General features: G+C 32.3%; 14 protein-coding genes. 4 read left to right on the forward strand and 10 right to left on the reverse strand.

From position 1 onward, the window contains the following. Nucleotides 1-7: 7 nt before the first annotated feature. The 3 genes from Q4Q39_RS01370 to Q4Q39_RS01380 form a co-directional block, all read right to left on the reverse strand. The gene (locus Q4Q39_RS01370; protein WP_303280568.1) at nucleotides 8-2,296 is read right to left on the reverse strand and encodes a TonB-dependent receptor plug domain-containing protein; all 2,289 of its coding nucleotides are present in this window, start codon (nucleotides 2,294-2,296) and stop codon (nucleotides 8-10) included. Between the two features lie 52 nt (nucleotides 2,297-2,348). After that, the gene (locus tag Q4Q39_RS01375) at nucleotides 2,349-3,245 is read right to left on the reverse strand and encodes a FecR family protein (RefSeq protein WP_303280569.1); all 897 of its coding nucleotides are present in this window, start codon (nucleotides 3,243-3,245) and stop codon (nucleotides 2,349-2,351) included. Between the two features lie 226 nt (nucleotides 3,246-3,471). Continuing rightward, complete coding sequence (locus tag Q4Q39_RS01380; protein WP_303280570.1) at nucleotides 3,472-3,987, reverse strand: RNA polymerase sigma factor; 516 nt, start codon at nucleotides 3,985-3,987, stop codon at nucleotides 3,472-3,474. 116 nt (nucleotides 3,988-4,103) lie between these two features. Between Q4Q39_RS01380 and Q4Q39_RS01385 the strand changes: the two genes are divergently transcribed. The 4 genes from Q4Q39_RS01385 to Q4Q39_RS01400 all read left to right on the forward strand — a co-directional run bounded on the left by Q4Q39_RS01385 (nucleotide 4,104) and on the right by Q4Q39_RS01400 (nucleotide 8,832). Next, nucleotides 4,104-5,894, forward strand: a complete 1,791-nt coding sequence (locus tag Q4Q39_RS01385) for a hypothetical protein (RefSeq protein WP_303280571.1) — start codon at nucleotides 4,104-4,106, stop codon at nucleotides 5,892-5,894. 202 nt (nucleotides 5,895-6,096) lie between these two features. Continuing rightward, a complete protein-coding gene (ffh, locus tag Q4Q39_RS01390; protein ID WP_303280572.1) occupies nucleotides 6,097-7,425 on the forward strand; it encodes a signal recognition particle protein in 1,329 nt (442 codons plus the stop codon). A 60-nt stretch (nucleotides 7,426-7,485) separates the two neighbouring features. Continuing rightward, entirely contained in the window at nucleotides 7,486-7,857 is a 372-nt protein-coding gene (locus Q4Q39_RS01395) for a four helix bundle protein (RefSeq protein WP_303280573.1), read from the forward strand. A gap of 96 nt (nucleotides 7,858-7,953) precedes the next feature. Then, nucleotides 7,954-8,832: a bifunctional 5,10-methylenetetrahydrofolate dehydrogenase/5,10-methenyltetrahydrofolate cyclohydrolase gene (locus tag Q4Q39_RS01400; protein ID WP_135877626.1), complete on the forward strand. Its 879-nt coding sequence runs from the start codon at nucleotides 7,954-7,956 to the stop codon at nucleotides 8,830-8,832. A 239-nt stretch (nucleotides 8,833-9,071) separates the two neighbouring features. On the opposite strand, the gene Q4Q39_RS01405 is transcribed toward Q4Q39_RS01400, so the two are convergent. From Q4Q39_RS01405 to Q4Q39_RS01435, 7 genes are read right to left on the reverse strand one after another with little or no spacing between them, the layout of a single operon-like run. Further along, complete coding sequence (locus Q4Q39_RS01405; RefSeq protein WP_303280574.1) at nucleotides 9,072-9,497, reverse strand: VOC family protein; 426 nt, start codon at nucleotides 9,495-9,497, stop codon at nucleotides 9,072-9,074. A 10-nt stretch (nucleotides 9,498-9,507) separates the two neighbouring features. Then, nucleotides 9,508-10,266, reverse strand: a complete 759-nt coding sequence (gene rluF / locus Q4Q39_RS01410) for a 23S rRNA pseudouridine(2604) synthase RluF (RefSeq protein ID WP_303280575.1) — start codon at nucleotides 10,264-10,266, stop codon at nucleotides 9,508-9,510. 19 nt (nucleotides 10,267-10,285) lie between these two features. Beyond that, complete coding sequence (locus tag Q4Q39_RS01415; protein ID WP_303280576.1) at nucleotides 10,286-11,113, reverse strand: alpha/beta hydrolase; 828 nt, start codon at nucleotides 11,111-11,113, stop codon at nucleotides 10,286-10,288. Beyond that, a complete protein-coding gene (locus Q4Q39_RS01420; protein ID WP_303280577.1) occupies nucleotides 11,110-11,481 on the reverse strand; it encodes a cupin domain-containing protein in 372 nt (123 codons plus the stop codon). The genes Q4Q39_RS01415 and Q4Q39_RS01420 overlap by 4 nt, the downstream gene beginning before the upstream one ends. Nucleotides 11,482-11,504: 23 nt before the next feature. After that, nucleotides 11,505-12,476, reverse strand: a complete 972-nt coding sequence (locus Q4Q39_RS01425) for a YitT family protein (RefSeq protein ID WP_303280578.1) — start codon at nucleotides 12,474-12,476, stop codon at nucleotides 11,505-11,507. An 11-nt stretch (nucleotides 12,477-12,487) separates the two neighbouring features. After that, nucleotides 12,488-13,048, reverse strand: coding sequence for a hypothetical protein (locus tag Q4Q39_RS01430; RefSeq protein ID WP_303280579.1), 561 nt, complete (start codon nucleotides 13,046-13,048; stop codon nucleotides 12,488-12,490). 45 nt (nucleotides 13,049-13,093) lie between these two features. Further along, entirely contained in the window at nucleotides 13,094-14,638 is a 1,545-nt protein-coding gene (locus tag Q4Q39_RS01435; protein WP_303280580.1) for a helicase HerA-like domain-containing protein, read from the reverse strand. Nucleotides 14,639-14,733: the final 95 nt, after the last annotated feature.

The following is a 14,733-nucleotide window of genomic DNA, read 5'->3' on the forward strand; positions in this document are numbered from 1 at the left end:
GTAAGCATTAAAAATGAATTCTTAAACTTACATTAGGAGTGATACCAAGAGATTCATTTTCAACCGTATTAATCTCATTGTTGTCATCCAAAGTATAATACGTATTTATTATATTTTTTTTATTTAAAACATTCCAAACAGAAGCTCCTATTGTAGCTTGTGTAGCATCAGAAATATTAAAATTATAAGTAGCGGAACAGTCGGCACGTAAATAATCTTTTAAGTTACTACTGTTAGGGTTTGTGAAAGTTATACCTCTATCATTAGAGTTTTGATTTGTGTCTGGAAGTGTATTAGGTTTACCAGAATGCCAATTGAGCCCTAACGCTAGTTTAAGACCGTTTTGTGTATAAGCCCCAGCAAAAGAAAATGTATGTCTGAGATCTGTATTGTTAGGAAATTTTTCACCATTATTTAAAGTAGGAAATGTGTAATTGTTAGTGCTATAAGAATAAGAAATCCAGCTACTTATAATATCGCTAAACTGTTTGTTTAATAAAAAATCGAATCCTTGGATTTCATAACTACCAATGCTATTTATAAATTGAAATTGGTTTTGAAACCCTTGACTTCTTGTAGTGATACCATCTACTTTTTTTATATAGGCTTCAGCACTAACTAGTAGTTTGTTTTTGTTATAATGAATACCAGCGGATAGTTGTTTGCTTTTTATCACAGGTACAGGATATATCGTTTTATTATTAATAACGATGTTCTCTTCATTATTGTTTGATAATACCCATCGGCGATTTTCAATACCTAAAAAGTCATTTTGTAAATCAATAATTTGAGAAGTCGTTTGATGTTTAAATTCCCCTAAAACTTCGAATTTTAAATTATTTAAAAAACGTTGACTAAACCTTAATCTAGGCTCTGCTAGAAATAACTTAAACTTGTTGATATAATTTAAACGACCTCCTATTTTTAAATGGGTTTTGGCATTATTCGATAAAAGTGATGCTTCAGCATAAACAGCATGACTTCTTATAACGTTTTTAATAAAGCTTCTAAAAGCAGGATTGTTAACGTCTTCTAAATTGCTAATCCCAACTTCAGAGAATTGATAACCACCGTTTATTTTTAGGTGGCGGCTGTGCTTATAGTTAATATCAAATCTTGAAGAACCATCATAAACTTCGTTTTCTTGAATTAAGCGTTGATTGTTGAAAATATCAAAATTTGTAGCATCTAAATCATAATTAGAAACATAAACTTGGTATGTTGTAGAAAGTCTATGGGTCCAATCTCTGGTGTAAGTTAACCCAATTGCTGAGTTTTGCTGTGATAGTTTGCTGTTTAAAGCTTCATCTCTATTATTAACAGTAGACTGTTCATCATAATTTAACCTGTTATTTACATGCAACAAATGAAATCTGATTTTATCTTTTTTAGAAATATCATATAAAAACTTAGCCGTAATGTCATAAAAGTAAAACGTCTCATTTTGAGAAATGGAATTATTATTGGATTTACTAAAATCTGAATCTTCAAATACACGTTTAAGGTATTGATCGTAAGTAGGCGTAATCACTAAATCGGTTACAGAACGACGCGTTGATACCTGTAACTCTGTTTTTTTTGATAATGGAATTTTTGCGTATCCATCAACGTTAATTAAATTAAAGCCAATGCCGCTTTTAAACTCATTATCAATATCATCTGGTAATTCAATATCTATAATGCTTGAAATACCATCGCCATATTTAGCACTGGTACCATTTTTATATACATTAACACGTTTCGTTGTATGTGGATTAAAGGCTGAAATAAGCCCGAAAAAATGTCCGGATTGATACATTTTTATGCCATCCCATAATAATAAATTCTGATCGTGCGTACCTCCTCTAACATTTATGTTAGATACTTTTTCGTCAGTACTTAAAACACCTGGTAGTGCTTGGATGGTTTGTAAAACATCGGGTTCTATTAAGCCAGGAAGAATACCAAAAGATTCTGGTTTTATAGTAATAGAGCCATCATTTAGTTTGGTGATACCATTGGTAAGGTAATTAGTAACAACAATTTCTTTAAGCTTTTGTAGTTGAAAATCGTCTTTTTCTTTTTTTAAACGTTTAATGGCTATGAAGCGACTATCTAATAATTCAAAATCTAGTTCGACTTTCTTTTTAAGAAACTCTAAAAGGTCAATTAAAGTTAAGTCTTCTTTAGGTAATGTGATTTCTTTATCTTTAATCGTTTCGTCTGCATAGGAAAAACTAATGTTATAGCGTGTTTCGAGAATATTTAAAATAGTCAAGAGCGATTGCTTTTCTTTTTGAACGTTTTGAGCTTTCAAGCTAGTAACATTTAAAAAGAGCAGTATAAAAAGAAGGGAAAGAATATCTTTTCTACTCACGTTTTAATATTATAGTATTGTTTGTCTTACTATAAGTTACACGTAAAGGTAAGGTAATTGCTTTTATAGCCACATCCATATTATCATGGGCAAAGCTACCAGTAAACAGTTGATTTGAATCAATATTCAGTAAAGTAATATGAACGCCATATTGTCTTTCAAATTCAGCGATAACGGTTTTGTAAGGCGTACTTTTAAAAGTACTTTCGTTATTTAGCCACGAAGGTTGTGTGCGGTTTTCTTTTTCTTTAGCAATTATTTTCCCATCGATAATTAAAAAACTGTCACCAGGATTTAACTTCGTTTCTTGAGAATTGTAAGTAACGCCAACTAACCCTTCGTAGCAAATAACCTCAAAATAATCGTCCCATTGTTTGACATTAAATTGAGTTCCGTAAACAGTTACAAGCCCTGTTTTTGTTTTTACTTTAAATGATGACCCTTTTGCGACTTTAAAAAAGGCTTCACCATCAAGTTCTACTTTTCTATTATGTTTCCAATCTTTCTTATTGAATGTTAATAATGATTTTGCATTTAAAGATACACTAGAAGCGTCTGGCAATTCTATGGTTGTTTTTTGAGCAAACTCAGTCGTTATAGTCGTATCTAAAGTAGTTGTGTAATAATATAAACTAAAGCAAACAGCAAGTATCGCAGCAACACGCATGAGAGGTTTAAACCAATGTGTGGATTGCTTTTTACTACTTTTAATAGTGTTTAAAACAGTGTCTAGTTCTTTAGAAGTGTTATAATCATCTACTTTAAAAGCCTGTAGGCCTTGGTTTAACTTTACTAAATCATCGTAATCTTCAAGTGTTTTAAACGCTTCAAGTTCCTGATCATTTAGATCGTCATCTAACCATTTCGATATTAAAATTTCTCGTTTCATAATCTTATTACAACTATATAACAGTTAGCTTTTATTTTTTCCTACCCTTAATTTTATTTTTTTTCAAAAAAGTTTAAATTTCAGTGTTCAGTGTTTAACCAGTTTTACATCTTTATGAGAAACTAAAGAATACAAAAATTAAAAACCAAAAGTTTAATTTTCTAACATCTAACATCTAACATCTAACATCTAACATCTAACATCTAACATCTAACATCTAACAACATCACAACTCCTTAATATCCTTCCGTAACTTTTCCAAAGCGCCATAAATACGTTTTTCAACAGCTTTAGTTGAAATGTCTAAAAGTTCCGCTATTTCTTTAAAACGTTTTCCTTCAATTCTATTCATCATAAAAGCGACACGCTGGGCTTCCGTTAAATTAGCTAATGCTTTTTGTAATTTATCATGATACTCATTCTCCTGCATTAAAAATTCAGGATTCTCATTAGTATAGGTTTTAGGTTTGGTTTGCTGGTGCTTTAAAACAACTTTTTGGTGTGCTGTTTCATTTAGCATTAAATTATTGGCCGTAGTAAACACAAAACTCTTTGCCTTCTCAGGAGAAACTTTTGCGCAGTTTTCCCAAAGTTTAACAAAAGCCTCCTGTACTTTATCTTTTGGGTTTAGTAATTCACCAAACTTATAATATAAAAAATTGTGTAAATCTTTAGAGTGTTTATTAAATATGGAAGAAAACATACGCTCTTCACAAATATTTTCATGTAACTGTTTACCCATGTATTATTGGTGATTGGTCATGCTAAATTAAAAAAAAACAAACTATAGGGTAGGAATTTTTAAAGTTATCCTGTTTTATAATCAAAAAAGCTATGTTTAACCCAAAATTATATGTTATGAAATCTAAAATGAGAACATTATTATTAATGCCTTTTTTTGCCCTATTATTCTTTACTTCTTGTCAAGAAGAAAAAGTTGATATTACGCCACCAGCAGAAAGTGAGGCTCTTGTCGCAAATTCTGAGCTAACAAGTTTTATTAGTGCGACGTCTGCTAAAGACGGATCTAAAGATAATATTATCGATAACGCAAGTTGTTTGTCTGTAGACCTGCCAGTAACTGTTGTTGTTAATGGTCTTGAAATCATTATTGATTCTACTGAGGACTTTAAAACTATTGAGGCCATCTTTAATGAGTTTGAAGACGATAATGATAAGTTAGAAATAGTGTTCCCTATTACTATTATTTTAGCAGATCACTCAGAAGTTGTTCTTAATAATCGTGATGATTTAGAAAATTTAATCAAGGAATGTAAAGGTGAAAATGAGCCAGATGATGATATTGAGTGTATCGATTTTCAGTATCCTATATCTTTTTCAGTTTACGATACAGAGTTTCAGGTTATAGATGTTATAACTGTTGAAAATGATAGAGAATTACACCGTTTTATTAAGCGTGTTACTAATGCTGAAGTTTTAGCAAGTCTTAATTTTCCTGTGACTTTAATTTCTGCTGATGGTTCTGAATATGTGGTAAATAATAATGAAGAATTAGAAAGAACTATTAAAGAAGCAAAAGATGGATGTGATGAAGATGATGATAATGATTATGGAGATGACGACTTTACTAAAGAGCGTTTAGACGAGTATTTAAAAATTTGTCCTTGGGTTGTTTATGAATTTAAAAGAGACAACCAAGATAATACAGCACAGTACAAAGAATATGCATTAAACTTTAAAGAAGATGGTGTTGTTGTAATGCGTGCAAGAGGTGGTGATATTTTAACAGGTACCTGGAATACTCGTGTAACTGATAGGGGAGCGCTTTTAAAACTAGAATTTGATACGCTTGCAGACTTTACTTTAGAGTGGGTTGTGTATGATATTGAATATGGTAAAATCAAGCTTTATGAAGTTGGAGGTAACAGAATCATCATGAAGAAAAACTGTGATGTAGTCTTTGATGTTACCAAAGAAAGAATCAAAAACTATTTACAAGAGTGTTTATGGAGAATAGCACGTTTAAATATTGAGGGTACAGATAAAGAAAAAGATTATATAGGTACACCTTTAAAATTCTATGAAAACGATGTTGTTAAACTTAGAGTAAATGGTGAATTAGTTGAAGGTACGTATAGTGTGACTCCATTGAATACAGAAGGGTTTGTTCTACAAATAGCCTTAGAAAACAGACCTGAATTACAATTAGAATGGTTTGTTACGTTCCTTGAGCCAGGTTTAATAAAACTGGAGTCTTTAGGTAATAGAGATAATAAAATGGTATTGAAAAGACATTGTCCGGTGGGTGATGAAGATATAATCTATATTAATGAAATACTTACTTCTTCTTGGGGAGGAGCTTGGGATGCAGGTTGGACTGTAGCCTCTTATATTGATGGAGATGTAGAAAAAAAGGATGGCTTTGCATTATATGCAATTACTTTTTCACAAGAAGGAGAGATAAATGTTTATAAGGATAATAGTAATACTCTAGAGTTTAGTGGTTCTTGGTTAGCTTATAGAAATGAAGGTTTATTCCTTGGTATGCATTTCGGAATTGATGCTCCGTTTGATGCTCTTAACCACAGATGGCAAATAAAAACAATTAAGGAAAATAGAGTTGAATTAAAAGATTACAATGCTAACGGAGGTATAGAAAGAATATTAGTTCTTGAAAGAGCACTATAGTAATAGTAATCCAACTGTTTTTGATTAAAAAAGGAAACACTTATCTTTCGGTTTGTTAGGTTAATTAGAGTTAAGTCTCCTTTATATAGGCTGTCAAATTATATAATTTGACAGCCTTTTTTATTCTATTTTTTATAATGAGCCACTTCATTAATACGCTTCAAATGATTAACTTTGCCATTCTTAAAATTAAAAGTAAATTATGTTTAATAATTTAAGCGATAAATTAGATAAAGCCTTACACGTTTTAAAAGGGCACGGAAGTATCACAGAAGTTAATGTAGCTGAAACTTTAAAGGAAGTTCGTCGTGCATTGCTTGATGCCGATGTTAATTTTAAAATAGCGAAAGAATTTACCAAAAGAGTTAAAGAAAAAGCACTAGGTGAAAATGTTTTAACAACATTACAACCAGGACAGTTAATGGTTAAAATCGTAAAAGATGAGTTAACTGAACTTATGGGAGGCGATGCTGAAGGTCTGAACCTTTCTGGTACTCCAAGTGTTATTTTAATGTCTGGATTACAAGGCTCTGGTAAGACAACTTTTTCTGGTAAACTCGCTAATTATCTTAAAAATAAAAAAACTAAAAAACCATTATTGGTAGCTTGTGATGTATACCGTCCAGCGGCGATTGACCAATTACATGTTGTTGGAGATCAAATAGGTGTAGAGGTTTTTAGTGATAGAGGAAATAATGATCCCGTAGCTATTTCTAAAGCAGGTATTGCTCATGCTAAAGCGAATGGGCATAATGTTGTTATTATTGATACTGCAGGTCGTCTAGCTGTTGATGAGGTCATGATGACCGAAATATCAAACATTCACAAAGCCATACAACCGCAAGAAACATTGTTTGTTGTAGATTCTATGACAGGTCAGGATGCTGTTAATACAGCAAAAACCTTTAATGATGTACTGAATTTTGATGGTGTTATACTAACAAAACTAGATGGTGATACACGTGGTGGAGCAGCAATCTCTATTAAATCTGTAGTAAATAAACCAATCAAGTTTATTGGTACAGGTGAAAAAATGGAAGCGATTGATGTTTTCTATCCATCGCGTATGGCAGATCGTATTCTTGGAATGGGGGATGTTGTTTCTTTAGTTGAAAGGGCTCAAGAACAATTTGATGAACAAGAAGCTCGCAAACTTCAAAAGAAAATTGCTAAAAACCAGTTTGGTTTTGATGATTTCTTAAAGCAAATTCAGCAGATTAAGAAAATGGGGAACATGAAAGACCTTATGGGAATGATTCCTGGTGCTGGTAAAATGATGAAGGACATTGATATAGATGATGATGCTTTTAAAGGTATTGAAGCTATTATTCACTCTATGACGCCTAAAGAAAGAAGCAATCCATCAATTATAAATTCAAGTAGAAAAATACGTATTGGAAAAGGCTCTGGAACTTCTGTTCAGGAAGTCAATCAATTGTTAAAGCAATTTAACCAAATGAGCAAGATGATGAAGATGATGCAAGGTGGCGGAGGCAAAAAAATGATGCAAATGATGAAGGGAATGCGCTAGGCTAGTGATTTAGCTTACAGTCTCAGTCTCAGTCTCAGTCTCAGTTTTCAGTCAAATAATATGGATTTTAAACAATTAATAGCATACAAAAAGGCATTTGATTTATCTATGGGTATTTTCAATACTTCGAAGTCTTTTCCAAAAGAGGAAACATATTCGTTAACAGACCAAATAAGAAGAAGTTCCCGTTCGGTATGCGTTAATATTGCTGAAGCTTATAGAAAAAGAAGATACCCTAAACATTTTATAAGTAAACTTACAGATGCTGATGGAGAGAACTCAGAGACAAATACATGGTTAGATTTTGCATTAGCTTGTGAATATATTTCTTCTGTAGATCACTCAAGGTTTTCAGAACAAGGTAGAGAGATAGGAAAGCTAATAAATTATATGATTAATAATCCAGGAAAGTTTGGAGTTAATCTTCAATAGTGTGCGTATTAAAATTTAAAACTAATTACAACACGTAGGTTTAGGGCAGTAGAGTGAGAAGCTGTGACTGAGACTGCGACTGAAAAACTATATATAATGACAATCTTAGACGGGAAAAAAGTTAGCAATGATATTAAAAATGAAATTGCAGTCGAAGTTCAAAAAATAAAAGATAAAGGAGAGAAAGTACCTCACTTGGCAGCAATCATTGTAGGCAACGATGGCGCAAGTTTAACCTATGTTGGAAGTAAAGTAAAAGCGTGCGAACGTGTTGGTTTTGAGTCCACTTTGGTACAAATGTCTAATACAACAAGTGAAGTTGAATTATTAGATAAAATTAAAGAACTTAATGAAAACCCAGAGATAGATGGTTTTATAGTTCAGCTGCCATTACCCCCTCAAATTAATGAGCAAAAAGTATTATTAGCTGTAGATCCGGATAAAGATGTAGATGGTTTTCACCCTACAAATTTTGGTAAAATGGCTTTAGATATGTCTACCTTTATTCCAGCAACCCCATTTGGTATTTTAGAATTACTAGATCGTTATGGCGTAGAGACAAAAGGAAAGCATACCGTTGTTATTGGTCGTTCTCATATTGTGGGTAGACCTATGAGTATCTTAATGGGACGCAAAGGATTTCCAGGAAACTCAACGGTAACCTTAACACATAGCCATACTAAAAACATTACTCAAATTACATCACAAGCAGATATTATTATTTCAGCACTAGGAGTTCCTAATTTCTTAAAGGCAGAAATGGTTAAAGATGATGCTGTTATTATAGATGTAGGTATTACAAGAGTTACAGACGAGACAAGACCAAGGGGCTATAGAATAGTTGGAGATGTGGATTTTGCAAATGTTAGTAAAAAAGCAAGCTATATTACACCAGTTCCTGGTGGTGTTGGACCTATGACAATTGCTATGCTGCTTAAAAATACATTACTCGCCAGAGAGAGACATAACATATAAAAGACAACATAATTAGTTTATGTAAATGCGTTATAAATTTTTAATTTGTAACGCATTTTTTTATTGAAAATTGGGAAAACTTCCACCTTTGGTGGAAGTCCGCCCATTTGGTTTTACCACTTTTAGTACTTTATCAATTTTATAATTTTAGTACGTCTTTAAATCAAAATTAAAAACCCTTACAGGGTTTAATCAAAGCCACCACTTCTAGTGGTGGATATTTACTGTAAATTAGATTTTTATTTAGCAAACAATTGCCCCATATCCTTAAAAGATTTAAATTCCAAAGCATTATCTGAAGGATCTTTAAAAAACATGGTAGCCTGTTCCCCTACTAAACCTTCAAAACGAATATAAGGTTCAATAATAAAATTAATGTTTTTACTTTGTAAATTTTCTGCAAAAACATGAAAAACATCCCAAGGTAAAACGACTCCAAAGTGTGGTACAGGAACATCTTTCCCGTCTACTGGATTCGTGTGTGAGTTATCTTGTGTTTTTGGCTTGTAATGAATCACTAATTGATGACCGAAAAAGTTAAAATCTACCCAAGAATCACTGCTTCTGCCTTCTTCACAACCTAAAATATCCCTGTAAAAAGTTCTGCACTCCAAGAGATTATAAACAGGTATTGCTAAATGAAAGGGCGCTATGGAACTATACATAACCGATAATTTATTTTTTTATTCTACTTGGTGGTTTTTGATATTCTTTAGAAGAATTGCTAATTAAAATATTTAGCTCGTTAAATTCTTCTTTTGTCAATTCCCTATAGTCACCAATGGGCATATCCATTTTAATATTCATTATTCTAACACGTTTAAGTGTGCTTACCTCGTAGTTTAGATATTCGCACATACGGCGAATTTGTCTGTTTAAACCTTGAGTTAAAATGATTTTGAATTGGTAAGTACTTAGTTTTTCGACTTTACATTTTTTAGTTACTTTCTTTAAATCTGCGAGTGGAATACCTCCGGACATACGTTCTATAAATGTTTGTGATATAGGTTTATCTACTGTTACAATATATTCCTTTTCATGATTATTACTGGCACGTAGAATTTTGTTTACGATATCACCATCATCTGTTAAAAGAATTAAACCTTCACTAGGTTTATCCAATCTTCCAATTGGAAAAATACGTTTCGGATAGTTTAAAAAGTCAATAATATTATCTTTTTCAACAGAAGTATCTGTAGTGCAAACAATCCCTACTGGTTTGTTGAAAGCTAAGTAAACAAAACCTTCTTTGTTGTTTTTTATTTCCTTACCATCAACGTGAACAACATCGTTTGGTGCAATTTTGGTTCCCATTTCTGGGATAACACCATTTATTGTAACCCGCCCAGCCTCAATAAGTTTATCGGCTTCACGACGCGAACAATACCCAACTTCACTTAAAAATTTATTAATACGTTTTAACTGTACTTCCATGCTTCAAAAGTACAACATTTTATGCGTTTAAAAAGTCAACGATATGATTGTAAACAGTCTCGTTTTTTAAGCCGTGACCAAAACCTTTTGTACTAATAAATTGTACTTTTTCGTAGATTTTTTTGAATTTTAGACCATCAGTGTATGGGATAATCCTATCTTTTTTATCATGAATAGTTAATACTCTGGCATCGATTTCTTTTATGAAATTGGGAGCAGAATAGTATTCCGGTAAATGATTGAATTCTTTTAATACATATTGTTCCATAGCCTTAGAAACTCTATTATTATATCCCATCATGGTTTCATAGCGTTTAAAAACATCAACAAAATCTGCTGGCGCACCTAATGCGACTATTTTTTTAACGGATTCTAACTGGTAATTATATTGCGAAAAAATAGTTGACGTTCCTCCAACAGAATGACCTATTAACGTGTGTGCTTTGAATTTTTTTGCAACGGTATGAATGCATTCAGAATAAAAAAGGGCATTAAATAGTTTTCCTCCAGAAGCCCCATGAGCAGGCGCATCTAGTGCAATAATAGTGTAGTCTAGGGGTTTTAGGATTTCAATTAAACTTTTCCATCTATACGTATTACTTTCCCAACCATGAGCCAATAAAATAGTTTCTTTTTTCCCTTTCCAGAGATAGGTTTTTATTAGAATGTTTTCGTGAATAACATCTTCTTGAATAGCTGTGTTGAGGTATTGAGTCGCTTCTGCATCAAGCCGCCCTTTCAGAGGCGTTGAAAATAACTTAATTGATAATTTTGCAGCATATTCTCGCGAAAAATAACTTATAAAGTTTATAAGAACCCCAATGAATTTAAAAAGACGTGCATTCATTCAGAGTCTCTATTTACCAGATTTATAGAAAAAGCGGGTGTACAAATAGCTATGTATTCACATGTTTCGGTGAAAGGATTGGAATATTGAACTCTAGTATTTTTTTCAATTTTAATAGATTGACCTGTTTCTAGAACGATAGTTTCACCCTCGATAATAAATTGTTTTTTGCCTTTTATTATAAAGGTGAATTCATCAAATTCTGGTGTTTGAAAAGGTTCGCTCCACCCAGGAGGAGCCACCATATGCGCTATACTAATTTGAGAATTACCATCAGTAGCTATTCCAAAATGTTCTTTTATGGTTTTTCCATCGTTGGTAGGCACAACAAACGGATTGTTTTGAATAATATATTTCTTTTGTTTCACGAATTTTTAATTTTGTTTATTACTTATTTCAAAGGTCTCTTCTTAATCATTCCTCCTTTTAAATCCTTAACAACCCCCATAATAATAAACGCATTTCTGTCAATTTTATCAATCTCCGTTTGTAACTTGGCAAGCTCTAGACGTGTTACAACCGTATAAATAATATCTTTATCGTAACTATGGCCTTGCTTACCATAACCTCCTTTGCCAGCATATATTGTACAGGCGCGTCTTAGTTTTTCAGTGAGCATGACTCTTAGTTCTTCATGACTGTTTGAAATGATGGTAACCCCAACATATTCTTCTACACCATCTACCACAAAATCAACTGTTCTTGCTGCTGCTAAATACGTAAGCATGGCGTAAAGTGCCGTTTCAATTGAAAGCGTATAGGCACCTACCGCAAATATTATAACATTGATCAATAATAAAACATCCCCAATTGTTAATGATAATTTTCTGCCTAAAAATATAGCTAAAACTTCAGTGCCATCTATAACACTTCCGCCACGTATAGACATGCCAATTCCAAACCCTAAAAAGAAACCACCAAAAACAGCGATTAATAATTTATCTTCGGTAACAATAGGGTAGTTTATAAAGTGTACAACGATTGCTAAAAGCGTTATGGCTACGATACTTTTTATGGCAAACCTATGACCAATAGTTCTGGAAGCAAGAATTAAAAAGGGTAGGTTTACTAAAACTAATAATAAGCCTAAATTTAATGATGTGACATTTTCTAATAATAAGGAAATACCAGTAGCACCACCATCAATAAACTTATTTGGCAATAAAAAGCCTTTTAATCCAAATCCAGCTGAAAAAACACCAATTATAATAAAAAAATATTCCTTAATAGCATGCGATAATTCAACTTGAAACCGTCTTACCAGTGGAACTATTTCTTTTTTGCTAACAGGCTTGTCTATTTGCTTTTTTTCAAGCCTTTTACGAGCTAGATCGATTAATAGTTTTGATAAGAATGGATTCATTTATTTGATTGCTAATGCATATTCCAATTTAAGAAAAAGTACTTTATTTTAGCATTGTCAGGAATATGCATGGCTTCTATTTTCATATTCATATTAAATCTGAGATTTGCTGGAAGTTCCTCTTTATCTATAACAAAACTTGCGTTTAGATCATTTACAATAATAAGAACAGAATTTATTAGATTATTGATTTTTGAAACGTTATAAGACCCTGAAATATCTTTAAATGTACTTAAGGTTGTAATGCCTTTATCGGTTTTATATCGTGGATCTATAATTTGAATGCTTTCAATAGTCGAGGTGGAGTCTAACGCTTGTTCAGGGGTTAGAATTAAGAGTTTTTTACCGCCTTTTTCAAATATTTCTATATTGTTTTTACTACCAGCAAATTCGTCACCACTGGTGAATTTTACTAAAGAGTCATTAGCATAAATATTTTTAAGATCCTTAACTTGTGTTGAATCTGTTAATAGTCCAAGATGTTGTTTACCTACTTCAAAAGGATCCTGCGTTTTATTACAACTAAAAAATAAAAGACTAAGAATAATAAGGCTTAAAAATGATTTATACATTATTTTAAAATGATTTACAATTTGGTTAATATTAATTGTTTTGATTTACTTTTTAAGTACTTTGGTTAATATACCAAAAACACTTCTTATAAAAGTGGCACTTGTGAGTACTTTAACAATAGGGTTTATTCTAGTGCTTTGTCTTCTAGAACTTGTAGTTCTACGTTTTTTAGATTCAGCATTTTTAAGCGCTTCTCTTTCTTGTTTTGCTTTTTCCTTAGCTTCTTCAGCTTCAGCAAATTCTATTTTTTCATTGAGCATTTCATAAGCACTCTCTCTATCAACATCTTTATTGTATTTTTTTACCAATTTTGATTTAGAAAGTAGTGTGCTTAATTCTACATCGGTTAAAACGTCCATTCTACTCATAGGAGCACGCATCATCGTAGAAGCTAATGGTGTTGGTCTTCCTTTTTCATCTAAAGCAGATACTAAAGCTTCACCAATACCTAAGGATGTTAAAACCTCAGTCGTATCATAATACTCGGAATCTGGGTAATTTTGAGCCGTAAGTTTTATGGCTTTTCTGTCTTTAGCAGTAAAGGCTCTAAGTGCGTGCTGAACTTTCAAACCAAGCTGACCTAAAACAGCTTCAGGAACATCTGTTGGGTTTTGAGTCACAAAATACAAACCGACACCTTTACTTCGTATTAGTTTTACAATACTTTCAATTTGATTTAACAACGCTTTTGATGCTTCATTAAAAATTAAATGAGCTTCATCAATAAAGAGAATCAATTCAGGTCTGTCACTATCTCCTTGTTCAGGGAATGTGGAGTATATTTCTGCTAATAAACTCAGCATGAATGTTGAGAATAATTTAGGTCTGTCTTGAATATCGGTTAATCTAATAATATTGATATAACCACGTCCATTCTCATCAATTCTTAATAAATCTTGAGTGTCAAAAGAAGTTTCACCAAAAAATAAATCAGCACCTTGTTGTTCTAATTCAACAACTTTTCGCAAAATAGCACCAGTTGATGCTGTTGAAATTCTACCATAAGCTTCAGTGAATTCTTTTTTTCCTTCCTGGGTGGCGTATTGTAATATTTTTTTGAAATCTTTTATATCTAATATGGGTAGCTTATTGTCATCACAATATTGAAATATAACTGCTACAACTCCAGACTGTGTTTCAGATAAATCTAAAATCCTAGATAGTAAAACAGGTCCAAATTCAGTAACGGTTGCTCTTAAACGTACGCCATCTTGTTCAGAAAGCGTTAATATTTCAACAGGGAACGCCTTGGCTTCAAAAGGTAAGCCTATTTTTTCATGACGTTCATCAATTTTAGGATGTCCCGGGCTTGGTTGTGCTAAACCACTTAGATCTCCTTTAATATCCATAAGCAATACAGGAATGCCCTTATCACTTAAATTTTCAGCCAGTACTTGTAAAGATTTTGTTTTTCCTGTTCCTGTTGCGCCAGCAATCAAGCCATGGCGATTCATGGTTTTTAAAGGTATTTTTACATGAGCACCTTTAACTGTTTCACCATCTAACATGGCTGCACCTATGGGAATAAAATCACCTTTGGTAGTGTTTCCTTCAGTTATATAATCAAAAAAAGTTTCCTTGGTTCCCATGAGCTATAATTTTGGATAAAAATACAGCAAATATGAACAAGAAAAAAATAAGGGGCTGCCTTAAGTTTTTTATATAACTTCAATTCTGATTGAAA

It is taken from the genome of Flavivirga amylovorans, assembly GCF_030540875.1.
Lineage (GTDB): Bacteria > Bacteroidota > Bacteroidia > Flavobacteriales > Flavobacteriaceae > Flavivirga > Flavivirga amylovorans.